The following is a 25,545-nucleotide window of genomic DNA, read 5'->3' on the forward strand; positions in this document are numbered from 1 at the left end:
CGCGCCATGTTTGCCATCGCCCGCTTTGAAGCGCGACAGCGGCTCAAGCTGCTGTCCACCTGGGTGTATTTCGCCATGTTCCTGGCGCTGGCCATGCTGTGGATGGCCGCCGCCGGCGGCGTCTTCAAGGAAGCGAGCATCAGTTTCGGCGGCAAGTTCCTGATCAACGCGCCCCGCTCGCTGGCGTTTACCTGCAGCCTGCTGGGCTGTTTCGGCGCCGTCGTGGTGGCCGCCATGATGGGCCGTTCGGTGCAGCAGGATTTCGAATACGGCATGCAGCATTTCTTCTTCAGCGCGCCGATCCGGAAATACCAGTACGTGTTCGGCCGCTTCCTCGGCGCCTGGCTGGTGCTGGCTGTCGTGTTTTCCAGCATCGTCATCGGTGCCTGGCTGGGCGCCTGGCTGCCCGGCATCGACCCGGAACGGCTGGGGCCGCAACGGGCGCTGGCCTACCTGATGCCGTATGTGTTTACCCTGCTGCCAAACCTGTTCATCTTTGGCGCCATCTTCTTCGTCATCGCGGCCCTGACGCGGCGCATGCTGCCCGTCTACATCAGCTCGGTGGTCATGCTGATCGGCTACCTGGTGGCCCCGTCCCTGGCGCGCGACCTCGACTACAAGACCCTGGCCGCCCTGATCGACCCCTTCGGCACCACGGCGCTGATACGCCTGACGGAATACTGGCCGAACGCGGAGCGCAACACGCGCCTGGTGACCCTGGAAGGCGTGTATTTGCTGAACCGCGCCATCTGGTCCGGCTTCGCCCTGGTGGCATTGCTGCTCGGCTACTGGCGCTTCCAGTTCCACGCCACGACGGATGCGGGCGCCGGCAAGCGCCGCAGCGAGGGCGACGTCCCGCTGCGCCTGTCGAACGCTTCGCTGTCCACGCAGGAAACACCGGACTTCGCGCAGCGCAACCTGGCCGCCCTGCTCCTCAAGATGAGCTGGCTGAATCTGCGCGAAACCATCAAGAACATCTATTTTGTCGTCATCGTGCTGGCCGGCGTGCTGACCATGTATGGCGGCGCGCTCGACATGGGTTCCATCTATGGCACGAATACGTATCCCGTGACGGAAAGGGTGCTGGACATGGTCAGCGCCTCGTTCGCCCTGTTCATGCTGATCATTACCACTTTCTATGCGGGCGAACTGGTGTGGCGCGAACGCGAGGCGGGCACGCACTTGATGCTCGACGCCCTGCCCGTGCCGAACTGGCTGCCCCTGCTGTCGAAACTGTTTGCGCTGATCGGCCTGCAGGCCTTGCTGAGCCTGGTAATCATGCTGTGCGGCATGTCGATCCAGGTCTTCAAGGGTTATTACCGCCTCGACCCCGGCCTGTACCTGGAATCGCTGTTCCTGTCGCACCTGCCGTCCTACGCGCTGATCGCCGTGCTGGCCATCTTTTTGCAGGTATTGATCAATCACAAGTATTTGGCGTATTTCGCCATGATCCTGTACCACATCGCCAGCATCAGCTTTTCCTCGCTGGGCCTGGGCGACCCGCTGCTGCTGTACGGAAACACGCCGGACTTCGTGTATTCGGCCATGAACGGCGCCGGCCACTATCTGTTGCGCGAACGCTGGTACTTGCTGTACTGGAGCGGCGCGGCCGTCATGCTGACGGTGCTGTCGCTGCTGTTCTGGCCCCGCGGCGCGCAGGACAGCTGGCGCATCCGCCTGCGCCTGGCACGCCACGGCCTGACGCAGGGCGTGCTGGCCAGCTTTGCCGGCGGCGCCCTGATCTTCGTCGGCGCCGGCGCGGTCCTGTTCTACGTCTACCACGTGGCCAACGATTACAAGTCCGAATTCGCCCGCGATGCGGACCGCGCCACAGTCGAGCGCCAGTACCGCAAGTTTGCCGCCACGCCGCAGCCGAGAATCACCGACGTGAAACTCGACGTGGCCATCTACCCGGCGCAGCGCACCCTGGCCGTCACGGGCCGCTATGTGCTGCAAAACAAGACCAGCCTGCCGATCAGCCATATTTTTGTGCAGCAAGATCCGAGCTCCACCATGCGCCTGCGTTTTGACGCACGCGTGCATCCCGGCCTCGATGACGGCAAACTGGGCTTTTACAGCTACCGCCTGGCCGCGCCGCTGGCGCCGGGCGCCACCCTGGGCCTCGATTTCGACGTCCGCTTTGCGCCGCGCGGCATCTTCGGCCTGGGGCAGGACACGCCCGTGGTGGCCAACGGCACCTTCTTCACGAATGCCGTGCTGCCCCACATCGGCTACCAGCCGCAGCAGGAATTGACGGATCCGCGCGACCGCAAGAAACACGGCTTGCCGGCGCGCGAACGGGCCTTGCCGCGCGACGATGCGCGGGGGCTGGCCGACAATTACATCAGCAACGACGCCGACCGCATCAACTTCGACGCCACCGTCAGTACCGTCGACGGCCAGACAGCCATCGCGCCGGGCATGCTGGACAACGACTGGATCGCCAAGGGCCGCCATTACTTCCATTACACGATGGAACAGCCGATCCTGAATTTCTACGCGTTCCAGTCGGCCCGCTACGCCGTCAAGCACGAGCGCTGGCAAGACGTGGCCATCGACGTGTATTACCACCCTGGCCATGAATACAACCTCGATCGCTTCGTGCGCGGCAGCAAGGAAGCGCTCGAGTACTACACGAAGAACTTCGGCCCCTACCAGCACAAGGTCCTGCGCATCGTCGAGTTCCCCCGCTACGCCACGTTTGCGCAATCGTTCCCGAACACGATACCGTACTCGGAAGGGCTGGGCTTCATCGCCAGGGTCGATGACAAGAATCCCAAGGATATCGATTATCCGTTCTACGTGACGGCGCATGAAGTGGCGCACCAGTGGTGGGCGCATCAATTGGTGGGCGGCAATACACGGGGCGCTACCGTGCTCAGCGAAACCCTGGCCGAATATTCAGCCCTGATGGTGATGAAGAAAACCGCGGGGCCGGCCAAGATGCGCCGCTTCCTGCGCTATGACCTGAATCAATACCTGATGGGACGCAGCGAAGAGCGCAAGAAGGAATTGCCGCTGGCCGAGAATGAAAACCAGCCCTACATCCACTACAACAAGGGCAGCCTGGCCATGTACTTGCTGCAAGACATCATCGGCGAAGACAAGGTCAACGGCGTGCTGCGCGAGTTGCTGAAGAGCCATGGCCAGAAAGGCCCGCCGTATGCCAGCGTGACGGCCCTGATCCAGGGCTTGCGCCAGATCACGCCGCCCGAGCAGGCTTACCTGATCGACGACCTGTTCGAGAAAATCGTGCTGTTCGACAACCGCGCCCTGTCGGCCACGGCCACGAAACGCAGCGACGGCAAGTACGCCGTCACCGTGAAAGTGCAGGCGAGCAAGTTGACGGCCGGCGAACAGGGCGAGGAGCACGACGCGCCCCTGCACGACTGGATCGAGATCGGCGTCGACGACGCGAACGGCCATCCGCTGCTGCGCGAACGCCTGCGCATGACGGCGCGCGAAGCGAGCTATACCGTCATCGTGGGCAGCCGTCCCGGCAAGGCGGGCATCGATCCGGACAACAAGCTGATCGACCGCAAGCCCGATGACAATATGGTCACCGTCGATATCGCCGAACCATGACAAAAAATGGCCACCCTGGAAAGGTGGCCATTTTTTTTATTCTCAGGCGCTCCTCAAGCCTCGGCGCAACGCGTCACCAGGCTCAGGCTGATGCCCATTTCCGTCAGGTGCTGCATGTCGGCCAGGGTCAGATCCAGCGGAGAGTCGACCGTGTCGTCGCCATTCAGCTCCAGTTGCAGCTCGGCAACGATACGCGGCATGGTGAAGCTGACGCCGCGCGAGCGGCATTCGGCCAGGTAGCTGCGTATGCGCGAGGGCAACACTTGCGATTTGGATGCCTGCGCGATCAGCACCTCGAAGCCGGAATCGAGATGCACGCGGCCCGCGCCCTTCGCCTCGCCCTTGCGCCATTGCCGTTCGGGATCCGTGGGCAAGACTTCGAGGATGGATTTGAGCGTGGGGTCGTCCCCATGCACCGACAGCTTCGCCATATTCATATTACAAGACTTTCTAGTCAGGACGCTGCCAGGGAGGCGGCGCGATCATCAGACCGACAAGTCTACGCATGGGCGGCAAATATGTCCATACGGCAATATTTGGTATCTCCCTCTAATTTGTGCTGTATCAACAACAGGCGGAACAAGCTTGTTCCGCCTGCAACACACAATTACAGCACCACACCACGCGCCTGCAAGGCGGCCCGCACGCCGGCGCCATACGCGGCATCGGCACGGTCGAAGTGGCCCAGCTGACGCTGCAGGGTTTCCGGCCGCACCTGGCTCAAGGGACCGGCCAGGTTGTCGAACAGGTTTTGCTTCGCCTGCACCGACATCAAGCGGAACAGATTGCCGGCTTGCGTGTAATCATCTTCCACGCCGCGGCCATCGTAGCGCGCCGCGCCGCCGGCCAGGTCCAGCGCCGGCTCGCCGTGGCCCAGCCCTTGCGGCTGCGTGCCTGCCGCCGCCACGTTCGCATAGTTGCGTGCCGCGCCGCCATTGTTGATCGCCATGCCGCCATCGCGCTGCTGGTTGTGGAAGGGGCAGCGGGCCGCATTCACGGGCAAGTGCTGGTGGTTCGTGCCGACCCGGTACAGCTGGGCGTCGTGGTAGGCGAACAATCGGCCTTGCAGCATCTTGTCCGGCGAGTAACCCATGCCGGGCACGGCGTTGGCCGGTGAAAAGGCCGCTTGCTCGACTTCCGCGTGGTAATTGTCCGGGTTACGGTTCAACTCGAAAATACCCACGGGCAGCAGCGGGAAGTCCGCATGCGGCCACACTTTCGTCAAATCGAACGGGTTCCAGCCCGTGCGCTGCTCCCATGCATCGAGTTGCTCCTGCGTCGCCACCTGCAGCTTGACTTCCCACTGGGGAAAATCGCCGCGTTCGATGGCGCCGAACAGGTCGCGCTGGGCGTAGTCGGGGTCGGCACCGGCCAGGCGGCCCGCTTCCGCGGCAGGCAGGTTCTTGATGCCCTGGCGCGTCTTGAAGTGCCATTTCACATACACACGCTGGCCGTCGGCATTGATCAGGCTATACGTGTGGCTACCGAAGCCATCCATGTGGCGGTAGCCGTCCGGCGTGCCCCGGTCCGAGAACAGCATGGTGACCTGGTGCAAGCTTTCCGGCGCATGGCTCCAGAAATCGAACATCATTTCCGCCGATTTCAAGTTGCTTTGCGGATCGCGCTTTTGCGTGTGGACAAAGTCGGGAAACTTGATCGGGTCCTTGATGAAGAACATGGGCGTGTTGTTGCCAACCAAGTCCCAATTGCCCTCTTCCGTATAGAAGCGCACGGCGAAACCGCGCGGGTCACGTTCCGTATCGGCGCTGCCGCGTTCGCCACCGACGGTGGAAAAGCGCGCGAAGGTGGCCGTCTGCTTGCCCACTTCACTGAACAGCTTGGCCTTGGTATGGCGCGAAATGTCGTGCGTGACGGTAAAGGTGCCATAGGCACCCGAACCTTTCGCGTGCACCACGCGCTCGGGGATGCGCTCGCGGTTGAAATGCTGGAGTTTTTCGATCAGGTGAAAGTCTTGCAGCAGCAAGGGGCCACGGGGGCCGGCGCTGAGGGAATTCTGGTTGTCGGCGACGGGGATGCCCGAGGCGGTACTGAATGGCGGCTGTTGGCTCATGGCTGCTTTTCCTTCGTTGTTGACTAATAGAACTAGTGTAACGAGGTCAACAACAAAGGAAAAGCTAATTGATTTTATCGAACCGATAGATATTTACAATGCACAACCTTGCGCATCGCACACGCCGGCCAGTTGCGCCTGCAGCTTCGCCGGCTGGCCCAGGAAGCCGCCGATATCGATCACGGACAGCTTGCCGCTGCCATCGTCGAGCACGAAGGTGGGAAAGCCCTGGCCGCCCACCTGCGCCAGCAAGGCGCGGCTGGCGTCGATATGCCGCTGCGTGGCGGCGCCCGCCTGTTGCGCATACGCGGCCTCGAAGGCGGCGCCGTCCATGCCCAGTTCTTGCGCCAGCGCCACCAGCACGGGCAGGTCGGCGATGCGCAAGCCGTCCACGTAATGGGCCCGTTGCACGCGTTGCAGCATGTCCAGGCCCTTGCCAGCCAGCGATTCGGCCGCCAGTATGGCCGTGATCGGCGGTTCGGAATCCATCATGGCCGTGGTGTCGTTCAGCAAGCCGTTGATATAGGCGTCGCCGAAGGGCTGGCCAGACAATTGCTCGATGCGCCGGTCATGCGGCAGCACATAGCCGCGCCAGGCGGGCGTGATCTGGCGGCGATTGCTGCCCGTCATCATGCCGCCGGCGTGGAAGGCCAGCGTCAGTCCGGGCACAGCGCGTGCCGCCTCGACCAGCGGCGCAGTGCCGTAGCACCAGCCGCACAGGGGATCGAAAATGTAGTGCAATGTGGGCATGGTTGACTCCTTGTTGCCGCTTACCATTTCATTTCGCCTTTGGCCACCTTCGCACTGGTCTCCAATGCGCCATCGAGGCCCAGCTTCGGATAATGCTGTTTCATCGCCTCGATCAGGGCGGCCGAATTGGCGGCCTTGGCCGTTTCCGCTTCGAACGTCACCAGGTAGTCACGCGTAAAACCGATGCTGTCCGGCGTCAGGGGCGAACCGACCTTGAAGTGGCCCGGCACGACGGTGACGGGTTTCAGGGCGGCGATGCCGTCCAGGGTCTTGAGCCAGTCCTGGCGCGATTGCAGGCTTTGCGTATCGGCCGTCCACACGTGCAAGTTGCCAAACAGCACCACGCCGCCGACGACGGCCTTGATCGATGGAATCCACACATAGGTGCGCGCTGGCGTCGGGCCGGCGATGTCCAGCGACTGGCCTTCCAGGCTGATGCGCTTGCCCTTCAGCGCGTCGGGAATGACGATGCCGTGCGGCGCATTGTCTTTCAGGATCGGGCCCCAGTAGGCGACCTTGGCGTCAGCCTTGCGGCGGATTTCCGCGACGGTTTCTGGCGTGGCAACGATTTTCGCCTGCGGGAACGCTGCCTTGATCACGTCGAGGCCAAAGTAAAAATCGGGATCGCTGTGGCTGATGTACACCGTCGTCAGTTTCTTGCCGCTGGCGCGGATCTTTTCCACCAGTTTTTGCGCTTCGGCGCGCGAGAATTGCGCATCGATCAACACGGCGTCATGCTTGCCCGCGACCAGCACGGAAGCGACGGGAAAGATGGCCGCTTCGCCCGGATTGAAGACTTCCAGGGTCAGGGGTGCGCTGGCGGCGGCCGAGGCGGCGCCGGCGGCAAACAGGGTGGAGACAAGAACGCTGCTGATGGATTTGGAGAACATGATGCGCCTTCACAAGATGATTGGGATGACTGCATCTTACGTTGCTCAAAGCGGCAGAAAAACTAGGTAAAGCGCAATAGTTTGTTGCTTATATCGATGCAATTACGCGATGACGAACACGCTACGGCGTATTTTTCCAACGACGGCGCGCGCCAAAGCCACGCCACTGCGGCGGCGTAGTGCCGTCGCAAAATGTGTCACAGCGTCATGAGGGTGTCACATTGGATTGTTATCTTGCTAGCTCTTTCAAACCTAGCCGGATGAACCACATGACACGCAGAAAAATTTCCGTCGCTGGCTGCAGCGTCGCCATCACCCTGATGCTGGCCGCCTGCGGCAGCGACGCAAAAAAAGAAGAGACAGTGGCTGAAGCGCCGCCGAAAAACGTCATCTTCTTCCTTGGCGATGGCATGGGCCTGACCACCATGACGGCCGCGCGCATCTATTCCGTGGGCGAAGAGGGTGCGCTGACCATGGACACCCTGCCGGAAACGGCCTTCGTGAAAACGTACTCGAACGACGCGCAAGTGACGGACAGCGCGCCATCGATGGCCGCCTACATGACCGGCGTCAAGATGAACAATGAAGTCATTTCCATGTCGGCCAACACGGTCGCCATCGATCCGGGCACGGATGCGAACAACAATAAGCTGGTCAACAAATGCGGCACCGGCAACGGCACGCCCGCCACCACCTTGCTGGAACTGGCCAAGGCCAAGGGCTTCGCCGCCGGCGTCGTCAGCACGGCGCGCGTGACGCACGCCACGCCGGCCGCAACCTACTCGCACATCTGCCACCGCGACCTGGAAAACGATATCGCCGCGGCCCTGGTGCCGGGCGGCACGGGCTACAACAGCGCCCTGGGCACCACCGGCCTGGAAGTGGTCCTCGGTGGCGGCGCGCAATTCTTCACGCAGTTCAAGGATGGCGGCAAGCGTTCCGACGGCCGCGACCTGATCGCCGAATTGAAAGCCAAAAGCTACACGGTCGCCAACAACGCCACCGACTTCAAGGCCGTCGATGCGGCCAAGACGGACCGTTTGTTCGGCGTATTCACGTCCAGCCACATGAGCTACGACCTGGACCGCGACGCAGCGAAGGAACCTAGCCTGGCGGAAATGACCACCAAGGCCATGGACGTGCTGGCCAAGAACAAAAAGGGTTACTTCCTGATGGTCGAAGGCGGCCGCATCGACCATGCGCTGCACGAAACGACCGCCAAGAAAGCGCTGCAAGACACCGTCGCATTCGACAACGCCATCAAGGCCGCCATCGAAAAAGCCAAGCTGACCGATCCGACCCTGGCCAATACCCTGATCGTCGTCACGGCCGACCATGACCACACGCTGGTGCTGAACGGCTACGCCAAGCGCACGGGCAAGACGGCTGCCGGCAACCCTGGCGTGCTGGGCGTGGTGAAGAACTACGTGACCGGCGCGGTCGAGAAAGACCTGGATGGCGCACCGTATTCGATCATCGGCTTCGGCAATGGCGAAAACCGCACGCAATCGAGCCGCGCCGCCATGGCCAGCCTCGATGAAACCGTCACCAGCGCCAATAATTACCACCAGGAAGCAGTGATCCGCACCGCGGTCGGCAATGAAACCCACGGCGGCACCGACGTCTTCCTGGGCGCCATCGGCAAGGGTTCGGAAACCTTCCTTGGCACCATCGAAAACACCAAAGTATTCGGCCTGGTCAAGACCGCCGGCGGTCTGTAATCCCCAAGAGACAAGAATTGGACAAGCACATGAAACTTGCATCGACACCCGCCGCACTGAAATCGGCCCTGAAACTCTCCTTGCTGACCACGCTCGTGGCCGCCAGCGTCGCCAGCGCCTACGCTGCCGACGCCAAGAACGTCATCTTCTTCCTCGGCGACGGCATGGGCCCGTCCGTCGTGACGGCAGCGCGCATCTACCAGTACCAGGAAGACGGCAACCTGACGATGGACACGCTGGAGCGCACGGCGCGCATCAAGACGTTCTCGAACGATGCGCAAACGACGGACAGCGCGCCATCGATGGCCGCCTACATGACCGGCGTCAAGATGAACAATGAAGTCATCTCGATGGCGCAGGACACCATCGCCAAGGAACCGAGCCGCGACGTCAACGGCAACCTGGGCGTGGACAACTGCCCGGCCGGCGGCAAGAGCGCGCCGACCATCCTGGAATTGGCGAAAGCCAAGGGCAAGGCCGTGGGCGCCATCACCACCACGGAACTGACGCACGCCACGCCGGCGACGACTTTCTCGCACATCTGCAACCGCAATGCGCAATACGCGATCGCCGCACAAACGGTACCGGGCGGCGCGGGCTACAACGCGGCCCTGGGCGACGGCGTCGACGTGCTGATGGGTGGCGGCCGCAACCACTTTACGCCTTGGTCGGCCAGCAACAAGTATGGCCGCGCCGATGGCCGCAACCTGTTGACGGAATTTGCCGCCAAGGGCTACACCGTGGCCGCCAACAAGGCGGAAATGGCTGCGGCGCAGAGCGGCAAGAAATTCATCGGCCTGTACAGCACCCGCAGCCACCTGGAATATGAACTGGACCGCACCGCCACGCCGCCGCTGGGCGAAGGCGCGACCCAGCCTAGCCTGTCGGAAATGACGCTGAAAGCCATCGACTTGCTGTCGAAAAATGCGAACGGCTACTTCCTGATGGTCGAAGGCGGCCGTATCGACCACGCCTTGCACGGCATCAACGCCAAGCGCGCGCTGACGGACACCATCGCCTTCGACGACGCCATCAAGGTGGCCATCGCCAAGATCAAGGAAACCGATCCGAAGCTGGAAAATACCCTGATCGTCGTCACGGCCGACCATGACCATACCCTGGCCTTCAACGGCTATGGCAAGCGCGGCAACCATATCCTCGACATCAACCGCGGCTACAAGGATAACCAGCCGAGCAAGGATATCGATGGCAATACCTACACCACCCTGGTGTTCGGCAACGGCCCGAACCGCCCTGCTCTGCGCAGCAACGTCGACAGCGCCACGGCCATGAAAGACAACTACCTGCAAGAAACAGGCGTGCGCCTGGCCAGCGAAACCCACGGCGGCGGCGACGTCAAGCTGCTCGCCACGGGCGCCGGCGCGAAGGCCTTCAAGGGCACCCTGGACAACACCAAGGTGTTTGACCTGCTGAAGGCGGCCTTCGGCTTCTGATCCACATCAACACGGTAACCCCACCGGGGCGGATGGCGTATGCCCTCCGCCCCTCTGCACGTAAAGGCAACACCATGAAATCGTCCCTGATCGCCGTCCTCCTCGCCGCCGGCTTTGCCGCCAGCGCGCAAGCCGCTCCTGCCACGCCTGCCGACCTGGACCTGGGCATCACCTATTACAGCCGCGTCCTGACGCCCGAAGGTGTGACGCGCGAAAGCCGCTACGAAGAAAAGATGCTGCGCCGCCCCGGCCACGTGTGGGTCGAGCGCGTGCTGGCGCCGTCGACCGATGCGCATGCGGGCCACAGCCACGGTGAAAACAAGAAAGTGGCATTGAAAACGTCGACCGCGGCCACGCAGCATGAGCACAAGCACTTCAATCCCGTGCTGATACCGCGCCACGTGATGCTGGAAAAGAACACCGTGCGCGTGGAATACATCGATGCGCATGACAAGATCGTCGTCGCCATCCCCAAGGCCGAGTACGAAAACGTCAATTTCGACGGTTCCTGGGAAAACAGTTTTTATCTGCTGGACCCGAAACTGGTGGCCGCCATGCCGCTGTCGAAACAGGCGTCGAACGTGACGGGCGCGCGCTGGCGCGAAGTGGAAAAGAATGGCGTGTTCCAGCGCATCCTGTGGGATGAGCAAAAACAGATTCCCCTGATCATCGAGAGCGGCGACCGCGCGAATACCTTCTATCGCCGGGTCGACGTCAAGCTGCAACCCACCGTCAGCAAGGCGCAGCCGTGGGCCAACTTGCAGAACTACGCGCAGCGCGAGTATTCCGACTACCTGGACTAAGAGCCTATCCCAGTAGGGAGCGTCTTCTGCTGGCAGCACATCAGGAGCGCGGACAAGGCGTGAGGAGGACGCGTGGCGAGCCACGCGACGACGATCAACGCAGTCCCCGCTTCTGAGGCGCGCCAGCGGGGGATGTATTCATCTACTGGGACAGGCTCTTAGCCAGCCTCGGGACGTAAAAAAAGCCAGGGAAATCCCTGGCTTTTGTTTGCCTGACCGGCGGGCGCCGGATTACTCCGCCGCTGCCGCCTTCTTCGCCGGCGCCTTCTTGGCGGCCGGCTTTTTCACGGCCGCAGCTTTCTTGGCCGGTGCTTTTTTGACGGCTGCCGCTTTCTTGACGGCCGTTTTCTTTGCTGGTGCCGCGCCTTCTTCGCCCTCGGCCTCGGCCGCTGCCGCCTTCGTCTTGGCGCCCGGCTTGGCCTTGCGCTCTTCAAACTCGAAGCTCACCTTGCCATCCTTGCCGCGCACGAGGAATGCCTTGAACGGGCGGCGGGTACGCTGCGAAACAAAGCCCGGCAACAAGTCCGTCTTGCCGTCGTTGAGCAGTTTTGCCATTTGTTCCGGCAAGATTTCCTGCTGCAAGATGATACGGCCGCTGCGGAAGTCGCACGTCTTCGGTTTCGCCACGCTGTGTTCGCACACATAGGCCAGGCCCATTTCGTACACGCCGGCGTTGCACTTGGGGCACGGTCCCACGGGCGTCTGGCCCGTGAAATCGACGCCTTCGCCATCTTCGCTCTCGTCGTTCTGGCCGAAATCGAATTCCAGCTTGAAATTCTTGATCTCTTCATCGCGCACGATGCGCAGGATGGCGGCGAACGGACGGCCCATCTTCGAGCGGAAGCCTTGCAGCGGGCCGATGGTGCGGTCCTTCAGCAATTGTTCCACTTCGGCAATTTCGAACTGGCGCGAACCCGGTGTCTTGCTCATCGAGAATTCGCACTTGGTGCAGGCGAAACGACGGTAGTTTTCCTTTACCACGCCGCTGCAATTCGGGCATGGCGTTTCCAGCGTCGCATAGTCGCCGGGAATGGTGTCATTATCGTATTCCTTGGCGCGCTTGACGATGATCTGCGTCATCTGCGCGATTTCGCGCATGAATTCTTCGCGCGAAATCTTGCCTTTTTCCATCTGCGACAGCTTGTATTCCCACTCGCCCGTCAGCTCCGGCGCCGTCAATTCATTGACGCCCAGGCCTTTGAGCAAAGTCATCAGCTGCGATGCCTTGGCCGTCGGAATCAATTCGCGGCCTTCGCGGATCAGATAGCGCTCCGTCAGCAAGCCCTCGATGGTGGCCGCGCGCGTCGCCGGGGTACCGAGACCCTTGCCGGCCATCGCATCGCGCAGCTCGTCGTCGTCGATCAGCTTGCCGGCGCCTTCCATGGCCGACAGCAAGGTCGCCTCCGTGAAGCGCGCAGGCGGCTTCGTCACCAGGCCGTTGGCGTTGACGCTTTCCGTCTGCACTTTCTCGCCCTTGGCCACTGGCACCAGGTTGCCGTTGCCATTGCTTTCCTTGTCGGCGTCCGTCGACGCTTCCTTGCCGTAGATGGCCAGCCAGCCCGGATTGGTCATGACCTTGCCTTCAGTCTTGAACTGATGGCCGGACACTTCCGTGTAGCGCGTGGTGACCTGGAATTCCGCAGGCGGGAAGAACACGGCCATGAAGCGGCGCGTGACGAGGTCGTACAGCTTCTGTTCCGGCTCGGACAGGTTCTTCGGCGCGATCGTCGTCGGGATGATCGCGAAGTGATCCGAGATCTTGGTGTTGTCGAAAATGCGCTTGTTCGGCTTGACCCAGCCCTTGTCGATGATCTGCTTGGCGAACTGGTGGTAGTTGCTGTTGTCCTTGACCGTTTCCAGCGCCTGCAGCACGGTCGGCATGTAGTCTTCCGGCAGGTGGCGCGAATCGGTACGCGGATACGTCAGTACCTTGTGCTTTTCATACAGCGCCTGGGCCAGGCCCAGGGTGTTCTTGGCCGAGAAGCCGAAACGCGAGTTCGCTTCGCGCTGCAGGCTGGTCAGGTCGAACAGGCCCGGCGCCATCGAGGTGGTCGGTTTCGATTCTTCCGTGACATTGCCTTGGCGGCCGCGGCAGGCGGTGGCGATCGAATCGGCAGCTGTCTTGCTCCACAGGCGCTCGGCGCGCTTCTCGGGGTCGTTCTCGTCCTTCTTGAACTTCGTATCGAGCCAGCGGCCTTCATAGATACCGGCCGCGCAAACGAATTCGGCGCGCACTTCCCAGAAGTCGCGCGGCACGAATTTCTTGATCTTGTCTTCGCGTTCGACCACGATGGACAGGGTCGGCGTTTGCACGCGGCCCACGGTAGTCAGATAAAAACCGCCTTCTTTCGAATTAAACGCCGTCATGGCGCGCGTGCCATTGATACCGATCAACCAATCGGCTTCCGAACGGCAGCGGGCCGCATCGGCCAGCGGCAGCATTTCTTCGTCGCTGCGCAGGTGCGAGAAACCGTCGCGGATGGCGCCCGGCGTCATCGACTGCAGCCACAGGCGCTTGACCGGTTGCTTGGCTTTCGCATTTTGCGCGATCAGGCGGAAAATCAGCTCGCCTTCGCGCCCCGCATCGCATGCGTTGATGAGGGTGGTGACGTCTTTGCGTTTGATCAGCTTGTTTAATACTTTGAGGCGCGCTTCCGTCTTGGCGATCGGGTTCAGCGCGAAATACGGTGGAATCATCGGCAAGTGCGCGAAACTCCATTTGCCGCGCTTCACGTCGAATTCTTCCGGCACGGCGATCTCCAGCAAGTGGCCGACCGCCGACGACAGGACGTATTCATCCGATTCAAAGTACTCATCGTGCTTGGTAAAGCCGCCAAGCGTCTTCGCGATATCGTTCGCGACAGAAGGCTTCTCGGCGATGATGAGGGTTTTTGTCATATTTTTTAGTCTCGAAAAATGCTCTAGGATAGTTTCAGCATGCGCATCATACAGTGCATTGCCAGGCGCCGACGCTTTTGTCTGCGCAAGGCCTTGTGACTTGTGGTCTTGTCAAGCGGCCAATGATAAGCGCCTATTGAAGAATTCGGCAAGTTATCTGCAAGCAAGAATGCGCAAGCGCAAACACAACAGGCTGGCGGGCGCGCTGGTGCAGCACATGGTAAAGGGGATGGCGCGGCGGCGGCGCCAGGGTCAGGCCGGCAGCGACAGCGGCCGCCAGCGACGTCTATATATTAGTGCAATAAGCGCGGCGGGAGGTCTTCGTCGTCGACAAACAGATCGTCGAACATCAGGGCGTCCGGTTCCTTGCCCTGGCTCCACAGCAGCATCAGCACGATGACTTTCAGCTTGCCCAGCGAAACGGGCGCCTCGTCGAGCGCCAGCGCCCGTTCGATGACGATTTCGCGCTGCAGCGGCGACAGCACCTTGGCGCTTTCCAGGAACTGGATGAAACCGACGGCGGCCGTGCCCAGCACGTCGCTTTCCTGCTGCACATAGAAGCGCGTGCCCGTGGAGCTGGCCGTCAGGGTTTGTTCGACGCCGGCCATGGCATTCAAGTCCGTCAGCCAGACGAGCGCTTCGGAAATCTCCACGTCGTCGAAACCGACGGCCGACAGTTTGCGCGCCAGGACTGCCGGCTCGGGGCAGGCATCGGGGCGATAGTAAGTCTCGTAGAGGTACACCAGGATATCGAACATGGCTCTACTCTATCAGCTAAGTTCGCTGCGACACAAGGGTGTGCGCCGACAAAGCGCCCCCGTGCGGCAAGGCCACCACACAAGTGACAAGCTGTCATTTACAGCGTTGAAACAGTCCTCCCGGCAAGCGTTCCACCCGGCCCGCCAGCTCCAGCGCCAGCAATTCCCCCATCAGCACGCCCATGGCCAGGCCGCTGCGCGTGGCCAGGGTATCGGCATCGAGGGGATCGTGACCCAGCGCGGCTAGCAGCGGCGCTTCGTCTTCCACCGCTGGCGGCACCTGGGGCACGCCGCCCAACCATTGCAACTCTTGCAGCACGTCATCGGCCGACTCGACCAGCTTGGCGCCCTGCTTGATCAATGCATGACAGCCCTTGGCCAGGGTCGCATGGATGGAACCGGGCAAGGCATACACATCGCGCCCCTGCTCGCCGGCCAGGCGCGCCGTGATCAATGAACCCGATTGCGCGGCCGCCTCGATCACCAGCACGCCGCGCGCCAGGCCGCTGATCAGGCGGTTGCGGCGCGGAAAGTTAGCTGGCATGGCGGGCAAGCCCAGCGCGTACTCGCTGACGATGCAACCCTGTTCGGCAATTCTTTGCGCTAGATCAAGGTTACGTCGCGGATACACCAGATCGGCGCCCGTGCCGATCACGGCGACGGTAGCGCCCGCGCCGCGCAAGCCGCCCTCGTGCGCGTGCGTATCGATGCCCAGCGCCAGCCCGGAAATGATGGTCAGACCCGCCATGCTCAGCGCTTGCGCGAAAGCGGCCGCATTCTGCATGCCTTGCGCGCTGGCATTGCGGCTGCCGATGATGGCCACGCCGGGACGCGACAGCAGTTCCGCCCGCCCCCGTACATATAACAACAGCGGCGGATCGGCGATTTCCAGCAGCAGGGGCGGATACGCGGCATCGGCCAGGGTCAGCACGGCGTTGCCGGGCCGCTGCAGCCACTGCAGGGTGAGTTCCAGCTGGCTGTTGGCCACGGGCTTGGGCGGCTGCACGATGGCGCGCGCCACGCTGGCCGGCACCGCTTCGCGCAAGGACTCGAAGGACGTGGCGAAGATCTCCGGCGGCAAGCCGAAGCGGGCCAGCAAGGCGCGCGCCGCCACCGGCCCCACGCCGGGCAGATGCTGCAGGCGCAGCCAGCCCGCCAATTCCGTGGCCGTGTCTGCCATCGTTGCAAATGCATGCATGACCACCTCGCTGTGTGCTGTGCCCTCCCATGCTAGCGCGATGGCGCGCACGCGATACCGACGCGCGCAAGGATGCGTGCAATGCGTGTGCAAAACGGCCCCCCATCCACAGGAGCATGGGCGTCTGTGATAAAATTTCCCTTTGCAGCAAACGATTAGCGCACTGGCAAACGCATCTGCCGCGCCGTTGTGCCATACGCGCCCAAGCATGGCGTACCCAACAGAAAATAGCCCTGCCATCGTTCGCATGGCCCAGGCATGAATAATCCGGCGCACCGGCGCCCACCTTAACCAGTCGAATCCGTATGTCCATATTAAATATCCTGCGTTACCCCGATCCTCGCCTGCACACGATCGCCAAGCCCGTCACCGAATTTGACGCGCGCCTGCAAACCCTGATCGACGACATGGCCGAAACCATGTACGACGCCCCGGGCGTCGGCCTGGCCGCGTCGCAAGTGGACGAGCATATCCAGATGATGGTGATCGACATCACCGAAGAAAAAAACCAGCTGCAAGTGTTCATCAACCCGGAAATCACCTGGGCCAGCGAGGAAAAGCAGGTCTACGACGAAGGCTGTTTGTCCGTGCCTGGCGTCTACGACGGCGTCGAGCGTCCTGCCCGCATCAAGGTGCGCGCCCTGGACCGCCACGGCAAGCAGTTCGAACTGGAAGCCGATGGCTTGCTGGCCGTCTGCATCCAGCATGAGATGGATCACTTGCTGGGCAAGGTATTCGTCGAATACCTGTCGCCGCTCAAGCGCAACCGCATCAAGACCAAGATGATCAAGGAAATCCGCGGTCTCGAACGCGAAGCGAGCCTGCGCGCACAGAATCGCCGTTTCTAAGCCGCTTTTGCAGTACTGCTGATAGACTGACCGTAACACCCTGCCAGCCTGGCGCCTCCGGCGCGGGCCTGCGCACCTCACGTCAAGGAACCATATGAAAGTGATCTTCGCAGGCACGCCTGAATTTGCCGCCACGGCCCTGAAAGACTTGCACGAAGCGGGATTCGAGATTCCGCTGGTGCTGACCCAGCCCGACCGCCCTGCCGGACGCGGCATGCAATTGCACGCCTCGGCCGTCAAGCAATATGCACTGCAGCACGGCATCGAGGTGCTGCAGCCCTTGTCGCTGCGCATGGACAGCAAGGACCCGCAGCGCGCCGCCGAAGCGAAAGCGGCGCACGAGCGCCTGCTGACCACCGACTACGATGTGATGGTGGTGGCGGCTTACGGCTTGATCTTGCCGCGCAGCACCCTCGACATCAAACCCTGCATCAATATCCACGGTTCCCTGCTGCCGCGCTGGCGCGGCGCCGCGCCCATCCACCGCGCCATCGAAGCCGGCGACGATGAAACGGGCGTGACCATCATGCAGATGGAAGAAGGCCTCGATACGGGCCCCATGCTGGCCATCGAGCGCACGCCCATCGAGGCGGGCGATTCCACCGCCAGCCTGCACGACAAGCTGGCTACCCTGGGCGGCAAGATGATCGTCGAGACCCTGCGCAAGATGCAGCTGCAAGCGCTGGAAGCCGTGCCGCAGCCGGAAGCGGGCGTCACCTATGCGGCAAAAATCGCCAAGGAAGAAGCGGCGCTCGATTTCAGCCTGCCGGCGCTGGAACTGGGCCTGAAAATCCGCGCCTTCAATCCGTTTCCCGGCGCCTGCGGCCAGGTCGATGGCACCACCATCAAGATCTGGGCCGCCGACGTGCTCGAAGCGGACAGCAAGGAAGCGCCGGGCCAGGTGCTGGCAGCCGACGCCCAGCACGGCATCGTCGTGGCCTGCGGCAATGGCTCGCTGCGCCTGACGGAACTGCAAAAACCGGGCGGCAAGCGCCTGCCTGCGGCCGAATTCATCAAGGGCTTCCCCCTCGAAGGCAAGCGCTTCGCCTGACTTCACCGGATTGCACCGCGCCATCATGCCGATGGCCATAAAAAAAGGCTTGCCGCGGCAAGCCTTTTTTGTATCCGCCCCGCTAGCTTAGCGGCGCTGCACCTTCAGCAGGCGTGCGCCCAGGGACGACGACAGGCTGACCTCGAAACGGCCGCCGGCCGGCACGGCGCTCACGTCGACATTGGCTTTGCCACCCGTCAAGTCACTGGCGACCACCGTCTTGCGGCCATCGGCAGCCACGTGCATGACGGCGGCATACGGTTCCGCCTCGGCATTCCAGACCAGCGCCAGCTGGCCGCCGCTTTGCGCCGCATCAAACGTGGCATCGTTGGCGGCAGCCTTGCTGCGGCGCGCCGGGCGTTCCAGCTTGGCCAAAGCCTTGCCATTTGCCAACACTTGCACATCGCTGATTTCGCCCGGATTGGCGAAGCTGACGCGGAAGTGGCTCATGGCGTTGCCGCCATGATCGGCCACGGAGACGCCATCGAAGGGCAAGTCGATAGTCTGTCCAGACGCCGTCAACACGCGCAAGGTATAAGCATGGCCGCTGCCGCTGGCAGCGGCGCCGATGCGCGCCGACGAGGCAACGGCCGGGCGCAGGGCCACGCCGCCAGGCGTGATGCGGCCGGAAATGGTCAGGTAGCCGTTCTGGGCCACGGCCATGCTGGCGGCCAGCACATTGCTGCCCGTAATCTGCGTGCTGCGTTTTTCCAGGAATTGCTGCACCCGCGCATAGCTGTAGTCGGAGAACCAGGCGCCGCTGCAATAGCTCATCACGTCCTTCATCGGCGTGTTGCCATAGACTGCCTTGCTCAGCTGGCCGATGCTGCCTGCATAGTTGCTGTTGTACAGCGGTTGCGGGCCCAGATTGCCATTCGCATATGGGTAGTCGACAGCAGCGCCAGCCGGACCGCCGCACGCAACGTGCTGCAGCGAGTGGTTGTGGCCCAGCTCATGCACGAGCGTAGTGAGCCATAGAGGCCATTGATTGCCGAAGGGGTCGACCGATGCAACGCTCTTGAACTGGGCATCGAGGCCGATGGCCGACGTGAAGTCGTTGCCGCTGCTGCGCTCGTTGATGTAGGCCAGGCCGGCTGCGTTGGTGACGGACATCTTCGGCACGAAACCATAATAGTAGGCGCCGCTGTCTTCCATCGCGCGCCGGTTTTCCAGCTTGCCCAGGGCATCGCTCCACCAGCTGTCGGCCGTGCTGCTGCCTGGCAGGCTCAGCGCGGCGCGCGTCGTGATGCTGATATTTTCCGTCGCATACGGATACACGCGCAGCAGCGCGGCGCGGATCACCTCGGCGTCAGGCAGTTGCGCCACGCCATCATCGGTGCTCAAGGGTACGAGCACCAGACGGATCTTGGCCAGGCTGGCCACCACGGGCGCCGCTTCCTGGCTCACTTGCACGCCGTCATTGCCGACGGCCGTTACGCGCACGCGCACGCCGGGCAAGATCCAGCCTGCAGGCAGGACGGCACTGAAATTACCGTTGAAACTGTCATCGGTCTTCGTCGTCGGCAAGAGCGCCGGTCCCGTCATCGCGATGCTGCCCAGGTTGCTGCCATTGGCGGCGGTCGCATTCAAGGTGACCGCCGGGCTGGCCTGACCCGCCTGCGCGGCCAGCACGGACACGCGCACGGCGGCCGGCTTGCCGCGCGTCAAGCGCAAGGCCGTATTGCTGGCATTCAAATTCAGTACTTGCGCGAAATCAATGCTGCCCAGGGTAAAGGCCGACACCGTACCCGCATTCACGGCGATGCGCGACGCAGCCGCCAGCATCACGTTGCCCGTGGCCGCGGCCGGCGCGGACAGCAGCAGCTGGCTGGCAGTGGCGCTGACGATGACGGCCGGCGTATTGCCCACCGACGCCGAAGTGACCTGGTCGAGATTGCTGCCCTGCACCGTCACGGACAAGCCCCCGCTGTTGACGGCCGAGGTGATCGACGTCACCGTCACGCTGGCCAGCACCGTGTACGTGTCGCCGCTGAGCACATCGTTGTAGGGACCGCGCACCGTCAGCGCGCCTGTCGCCGCGCCCGCAGGCACCAGCACCGTCACGCTGCCTGCCGTCTGGCTTTGCGGCGTTGCCGCCGCACCATTGCCAAACTGCACCGCCGTCACGGCGCCCATGCCGCCGCCCGTGATCGTCACGCTGGAACCGACGCCGCCCGTCGCCGGTGCGACGCTGCCCACGCTCAAGGGCAGGTACACATTGACGTTATAGCTGGTGGCCGCCGTGCCGCTGGCGCTGACGAGGCTCAAGGCGCCCGATACGGGCACGCCCGGCATGGTCAGGGTGATGCTGGTGTCGCTGGCGGCGCTGGTGGCAACGGTCACGCCGCCCACCTGGAAAGCCGTCACGCGGCTCAGATTCGTGCCCGTAAGCACCAGACTGCCACCGACGGCGACATTCGCCGCCGAAACGGCCGTCACGGCAGGCAGCAGCACGGGCGTACCCGACGTGGTCGCCACCACCGTGTCGCCGCCCCCACCGCCGCCACCGCCGCAGGCGGACAGGCCCAGCATGACAAACAATGCGACAAGCAGATGGTTTTTCATGGCTGGCAACCATGTTGATGCAGCGCGATGCCGGGGAGGACACGAGATAAATGTGACATATTGGTGACTTTTGGTGAGAATTTAATTTCGAAGAACCAATATTATGGTTTAGTTCGATTCCCAAAGACAACTATTAATGCTTTTGATTCAATTGGTTTTGATAATAATTAAAATATCTGCTTGGCAAACTTTACTCTGAGCATTATTCCCCTCACTCTGTGTTGGCTAAAATCAAAATTACTTTCCTTTGCAGCTATTGCCATTCAACTCATTAAAAATATGCTGATGCGGCGCAAATAATGTGGAAATTTTTCCACAGCCTAGACGCCATATTGTTCTGCCAACTTTGCTGGAAGAATTAACGTTTTGAGTAAGATTTTCAGGAATGTAATTTTCAGAAGCAGGCGTGGCGACAGGCGATGTGTTGCAAGAAGGCCTGCCGTGGGGCGAACGGCCGCTTTTGCTTAAAACCAAAGCAGCCTGATGCCGTATAATTTTAGACCCGGTGAAATCAGGCGATTGCCACCTTCTGCCTGCCCTACCCGGCCGGCAACTCTCCGTCAGCTGATCCTGCTGACCCGCATCCGCCTCGTAACGTCTTGTCGCCGCGCCGCCGCCCGTTTGCCTATTGAAAGCATGAAATGAACGATACCGTGATCCCCGCCATGTCCCCGACCGAAGCCACCTTGCGCGCCATTCTGGCGCAGCGGATCATGATTCTCGACGGCGCCATGGGCACGATCATCCAGCAATACAAGCTCGACGAAGAAGCGTACCGCGGCGGCCCCGCCGGCCGCTTCATCGATTTCGCCGCGCCGGCCGACAGTGGCGCGCGCGAACTGTTCGTCAAGGGCAATAATGAGTTGCTGACCCTGACGCAGCCGCACATCATCCAGGAAATCCACGAGCGCTACCTGGCGGCCGGCGCCGACCTGATCGAAACGAATACCTTCGGCGCCACGACCATCGCGCAAGACGATTACCACATGGCCCACCTGGCCTATGAAATGAACGTGCAGGCCGCCAGGCTGGCGCGCGCCGCCTGCGATAAATATTCCACGCCGGACAAGCCGCGCTTCGTCGCCGGCGCCCTGGGGCCCACGCCGAAGACGGCGTCGATCTCGCCGGACGTGAACGACCCGGCCGCGCGCAACGTCACCTTCGACCAACTGGTGGCCGCCTACCTGCAGCAGACGCAGGGTCTGGTGGAAGGCGGCGCCGACGTATTGCTGGTGGAAACCATCTTCGATACCTTGAACTGCAAGGCGGCCCTGTTCGCCATCGACCTGTTCTACGAGCAAAACCCGGATGTCGTGCGCCTGCCGCTGATGATTTCCGGCACCGTCACGGACGCGTCGGGACGCATCTTGTCGGGCCAGACCGTGCCCGCCTTCTGGAATTCCGTGCGCCACGCGAAACCGCTGACCATCGGCCTGAACTGCGCGCTGGGCGCTGCCCTGATGCGCCCGTACGCGGAAGAGCTGGCCAAGATCGCCGACACCTTCGTGTGCATCTACCCGAACGCGGGCTTGCCCAACCCCATGAGCGACACGGGTTTCGACGAGTTGCCAGCCGACACGTCCGCCCTGCTGCGCGAATTTGCCGATGCGGGCTTCCTGAACATGGCGGGTGGCTGCTGCGGCACCACGCCCGAGCACATCGCCGCCATTGGCGAGTTGCTGTCGAAAAACACCCCGCGCACCGTGCCGGTCCCATCGCATGACCTGCGCCTGGCGGGCCTGGAACCGTTCGTCGTCAATGACGAGTCACTGTTCGTCAACGTGGGCGAGCGCACCAACGTCACGGGCTCGAAGGCGTTCGCGCGCATGATTCTCAACGAGCAATATGACGAGGCGCTATCCGTGGCCCGCCAGCAAGTGGAAAACGGCGCGCAAGTGATCGACATCAACATGGATGAAGCGATGCTCGATTCGCTGGCGGCCATGACGCGTTTCCTGAACCTGATCGCCTCGGAACCCGATATTTCGCGCGTGCCCATCATGGTCGACTCGTCGAAATGGTCAGTCATCGAAGCGGGCCTGAAATGCGTGCAGGGCAAGGCCATCGTCAACTCGATTTCCATGAAGGAAGGCGAAGAGGAATTCCTGCGCCAGGCCAAGCTGTGCCGCCGCTACGGCGCGGCCGTCATCGTCATGGCCTTCGATGAGAAGGGCCAGGCCGACACCTTCGAGCGCAAGATCGAGATTTGCGCGCGCGCATACCATTTATTGATCGATGCGCTGGACTTCCCGCCGGAAGACATCATTTTCGATCCGAACATCTTTGCCGTCGCCACCGGCATCGAAGAGCACAATAATTACGCCGTCGACTTCATCAACGCCACGCGCTGGATCAAGGAAAACCTGCCGTACGCGAAGATCTCGGGCGGCGTGTCGAACGTGTCCTTCAGTTTCCGCGGCAACGATCCAGCCCGCGAAGCCATCCATACCGTATTCCTGTACCACGCCATCAAGGCCGGCATGACCATGGGCATCGTCAACGCCGGCATGGTGGGCGTGTACGACAACCTGGACCCGGAATTGCGCGAGCGCGTGGAAGACGTGGTGCTGAACCGCCGCGAAGACTCGACCGAGCGCATGATCGAATTTGCCGGCACCCTGAAGGCGGGCGGCAAGGCCGAGGCGCAAACCCTGGCCTGGCGCGAAGGCACGGTGCAGGAACGCCTGTCGCATGCGCTGGTGCACGGCATCACGCAATTCATCGTGGAAGACACGGAAGAAGCGCGCCAGGAACTGCTGCACAATGGCGGACGCCCCATCCACGTGATCGAGGGCCCGCTGATGGCCGGCATGGACGTGGTCGGCGACCTGTTTGGCCAGGGCAAGATGTTCCTGCCGCAAGTGGTGAAATCGGCGCGCGTGATGAAACAGGCCGTGGCCCATCTGATTCCATTTATCGAGGAAGAAAAGCTGCTGGAAGAAAAGCGCACGGGCATCGTCGCCAAGCCGAAGGGCAAGATCATCATGGCGACCGTGAAAGGCGACGTGCATGACATCGGCAAGAACATCGTCACCGTCGTTCTGCAATGCAATAACTTCGAAGTGGTGAACATGGGCGTGATGGTGCCGTGCTCGGAAATCCTCGCCCGCGCCAAGGTGGAAAACGCCGACATCATCGGCCTGTCGGGCCTGATCACGCCATCGCTGGAAGAAATGGCCTATGTCGCCAAGGAAATGCAGCGCGACGAGCACTTCCGCATGCTGAAGATTCCCCTCTTGATCGGCGGCGCCACCACCAGCCGCGCCCACACGGCCGTGAAAATCGCCCACAACTACGAAGGCCCCGTGATCTACGTGCCGGACGCCTCGCGTTCCGTGTCCGTGGCGCAATCCTTGCTGACGCCGGAACAGCGCGACAAGTACGTGGAAGACATCGAACTCGACTACGCGCGCATCCGCGAGCAGCACGCCAACAAGAAGGCGCTGCCGATTTTGCCGCTGGCGCAGGCGCGCGCCAACAAGATGGTCGTGCCCTTCGACGGCGCCTGCACGCCCGTGAAACCGAAGTTCATCGGCCGCCGCGTGTTTAAAAACGTCGACCTGGCCACCCTGGCCAACTACATCGACTGGGGCCCGTTCTTCCAGACCTGGGACCTGGCCGGCCCCTTCCCCGCCATCCTGACGGATGAAGTGGTGGGCGACGCGGCCACCAAGGTCTACGCGGAAGGCCAGGCCTTGCTGAAAAAACTCATCGACGGACGCTGGCTGACGGCCAACGGCGTCGTGTCCTTGCTGCCGGCCAACAGCGTCAATGACGACGATATCGAGGTGTACACCGACGATACGCGCAATAGCGTGGCGTTCACGTATTACGGCATGCGCCAGCAGGGCGTGAAACCCGTGGTCGACGGCGTGCAGCGTCCGAACCAGTGCCTGGCCGACTTCATCGCGCCGAAGGCATCGGGCGTGAAGGATTACATCGGCATGTTCGCCGTGACGTCCGGCCTCGGCATCGAGAAATACGAAAAACGCTTCGAGGATGCGCACGACGATTACTCGTCCATCATGCTCAAATCCCTGGCCGACCGCCTGGCCGAAGCGTTCGCCGAATACCTGCACGAGCGCGTGCGCAAGGATTTGTGGGGCTACGTGCCGGACGAACACTTGAGCAACGACGACATGATCGCCGAAAAATATGTCGGCATCCGCCCCGCGCCAGGCTACCCGGCCTGCCCCGAACATACCGTCAAGAAAGAGATGTTCGAGGTCATGCAGGCCGAGGAAATCGGCATGCAGCTGACGGAATCGTATGCCATGTTCCCCGGCGCGGCCGTGTCCGGCTTCTATTTTGCCCACCCGGAGTCGAAATACTTCGTCGTCGGCAAGATCGGCATGGACCAGGTGGAAGACATGGCCAAGCGCCGTGGCGTCAGCATCGAGGACGTGGAACGCTGGCTGGCGCCGAACCTGTCGTAATGCCATAATATAAGCACAAGGCGCGCGGAACTTATCGCGCGCCGAAGCGCACTAACGCAGTATGCCGGCCGGCATGCTGCATGCCCGCTCCGGCCCGTTCCCAACCGGCAAGGAGGATATATGGCAACCAATTTCAAACTGAAACGCTGGCAGGATCAGGTGATCCTGTTGCTGGGCCTGTGGCTCGTCGTCTCGCCCTGGGCGTTTTCCTATCCCGAAGGCTCGCCGCAGATGATCAACGCCTTTGTCTCGGGCCTCGTGATCGCCATCCTGGCCGCCTTCGACCTGTACAAGACGTATTTCTGGGCCGTCGTCGTCAACCTGCTGGTGGGCGTCTGGGTCGCCGCCTCGCCGTGGATACTGCGGCTGGCCGAACAGCGCGTCGTCCTGTGGAACGAGCTCGTCGTCGGTATCGCCGTCGTCGTCCTGGCCCTGTGGGAACTGCGCACCGACCCCGAACTGCACAAGCACTGGCCCGGCGCCGCGGCGTAGTGCAGCTACCGGCGTAAAAAAACCC

Annotated in this window: 16 protein-coding genes; 8 read left to right on the forward strand and 8 right to left on the reverse strand. The window is 62.2% G+C overall.

Annotated features, from left to right (window positions below; translation table 11 throughout):
• The first annotated feature begins 6 nt into the window (after positions 1 to 6).
• Positions 7 to 3,585 (forward strand): M1 family aminopeptidase, encoded by a 3,579-nt coding sequence (locus O3301_RS25095; RefSeq protein WP_305057794.1) that lies wholly within the window; start codon positions 7 to 9, stop codon positions 3,583 to 3,585.
• 53 nt (positions 3,586 to 3,638) lie between these two features.
• Here O3301_RS25095 and O3301_RS25100 read toward each other — a convergent pair whose 3' ends face one another.
• From O3301_RS25100 to O3301_RS25115, 4 genes are all read right to left on the reverse strand, one after another.
• On the reverse strand, positions 3,639 to 4,022 hold the full coding sequence (locus tag O3301_RS25100) for a hypothetical protein (RefSeq protein WP_251350992.1): 384 nt from the start codon (positions 4,020 to 4,022) through the stop codon (positions 3,639 to 3,641).
• 170 nt (positions 4,023 to 4,192) lie between these two features.
• A complete protein-coding gene (locus O3301_RS25105) occupies positions 4,193 to 5,656 on the reverse strand; it encodes a catalase (RefSeq protein WP_251350991.1) in 1,464 nt (487 codons plus the stop codon).
• A gap of 93 nt (positions 5,657 to 5,749) precedes the next feature.
• A complete protein-coding gene (locus O3301_RS25110; RefSeq protein ID WP_305057795.1) occupies positions 5,750 to 6,406 on the reverse strand; it encodes a DsbA family protein in 657 nt (218 codons plus the stop codon).
• Between the two features lie 20 nt (positions 6,407 to 6,426).
• The gene (locus O3301_RS25115; protein WP_077399502.1) at positions 6,427 to 7,296 is read right to left on the reverse strand and encodes an MBL fold metallo-hydrolase; all 870 of its coding nucleotides are present in this window, start codon (positions 7,294 to 7,296) and stop codon (positions 6,427 to 6,429) included.
• 269 nt (positions 7,297 to 7,565) lie between these two features.
• On the opposite strand from O3301_RS25115, the gene O3301_RS25120 reads away from it, so the two are divergent.
• The 3 genes from O3301_RS25120 to O3301_RS25130 all read left to right on the forward strand — a co-directional run bounded on the left by O3301_RS25120 (position 7,566) and on the right by O3301_RS25130 (position 11,274).
• Entirely contained in the window at positions 7,566 to 9,017 is a 1,452-nt protein-coding gene (locus O3301_RS25120) for an alkaline phosphatase (RefSeq protein WP_369812240.1), read from the forward strand.
• 29 nt (positions 9,018 to 9,046) lie between these two features.
• Entirely contained in the window at positions 9,047 to 10,471 is a 1,425-nt protein-coding gene (locus O3301_RS25125; RefSeq protein ID WP_305057796.1) for an alkaline phosphatase, read from the forward strand.
• Between the two features lie 74 nt (positions 10,472 to 10,545).
• Positions 10,546 to 11,274: a hypothetical protein gene (locus O3301_RS25130; RefSeq protein WP_251350988.1), complete on the forward strand. Its 729-nt coding sequence runs from the start codon at positions 10,546 to 10,548 to the stop codon at positions 11,272 to 11,274.
• A gap of 231 nt (positions 11,275 to 11,505) precedes the next feature.
• Here the strand turns inward: O3301_RS25130 and O3301_RS25135 are convergent, their stop codons facing one another.
• The 3 genes from O3301_RS25135 to dprA form a co-directional block, all read right to left on the reverse strand.
• Complete coding sequence (locus O3301_RS25135) at positions 11,506 to 14,172, reverse strand: DNA topoisomerase III (RefSeq protein WP_077399489.1); 2,667 nt, start codon at positions 14,170 to 14,172, stop codon at positions 11,506 to 11,508.
• Between the two features lie 293 nt (positions 14,173 to 14,465).
• Positions 14,466 to 14,930: a DUF494 family protein gene (locus tag O3301_RS25140; RefSeq protein ID WP_099665525.1), complete on the reverse strand. Its 465-nt coding sequence runs from the start codon at positions 14,928 to 14,930 to the stop codon at positions 14,466 to 14,468.
• A gap of 94 nt (positions 14,931 to 15,024) precedes the next feature.
• A complete protein-coding gene (dprA, locus tag O3301_RS25145) occupies positions 15,025 to 16,128 on the reverse strand; it encodes a DNA-processing protein DprA (protein WP_305057797.1) in 1,104 nt (367 codons plus the stop codon).
• A 305-nt stretch (positions 16,129 to 16,433) separates the two neighbouring features.
• Between dprA and def the strand changes: the two genes are divergently transcribed.
• On the forward strand, positions 16,434 to 16,976 hold the full coding sequence (def, locus tag O3301_RS25150; RefSeq protein ID WP_034784735.1) for a peptide deformylase: 543 nt from the start codon (positions 16,434 to 16,436) through the stop codon (positions 16,974 to 16,976).
• 94 nt (positions 16,977 to 17,070) lie between these two features.
• Positions 17,071 to 18,027 (forward strand): methionyl-tRNA formyltransferase, encoded by a 957-nt coding sequence (fmt, locus tag O3301_RS25155; RefSeq protein ID WP_305057798.1) that lies wholly within the window; start codon positions 17,071 to 17,073, stop codon positions 18,025 to 18,027.
• 87 nt (positions 18,028 to 18,114) lie between these two features.
• Here the strand turns inward: fmt and O3301_RS25160 are convergent, their stop codons facing one another.
• Complete coding sequence (locus O3301_RS25160; protein ID WP_305057799.1) at positions 18,115 to 20,592, reverse strand: IPT/TIG domain-containing protein; 2,478 nt, start codon at positions 20,590 to 20,592, stop codon at positions 18,115 to 18,117.
• Positions 20,593 to 21,233: 641 nt separating this feature from the next.
• Between O3301_RS25160 and metH the strand changes: the two genes are divergently transcribed.
• Together metH and O3301_RS25170 are read left to right on the forward strand one after the other, a co-directional pair.
• Positions 21,234 to 25,028 (forward strand): methionine synthase, encoded by a 3,795-nt coding sequence (gene metH / locus O3301_RS25165; RefSeq protein WP_305057800.1) that lies wholly within the window; start codon positions 21,234 to 21,236, stop codon positions 25,026 to 25,028.
• Positions 25,029 to 25,148: 120 nt separating this feature from the next.
• The gene (locus tag O3301_RS25170) at positions 25,149 to 25,520 is read left to right on the forward strand and encodes an SPW repeat protein (protein WP_099665530.1); all 372 of its coding nucleotides are present in this window, start codon (positions 25,149 to 25,151) and stop codon (positions 25,518 to 25,520) included.
• Positions 25,521 to 25,545 lie beyond the last annotated feature (25 nt).

This window comes from Janthinobacterium sp. SUN211, from assembly GCF_030587315.1.
Classification (GTDB): Bacteria; Pseudomonadota; Gammaproteobacteria; order Burkholderiales; family Burkholderiaceae_D; genus Janthinobacterium; species Janthinobacterium kumbetense.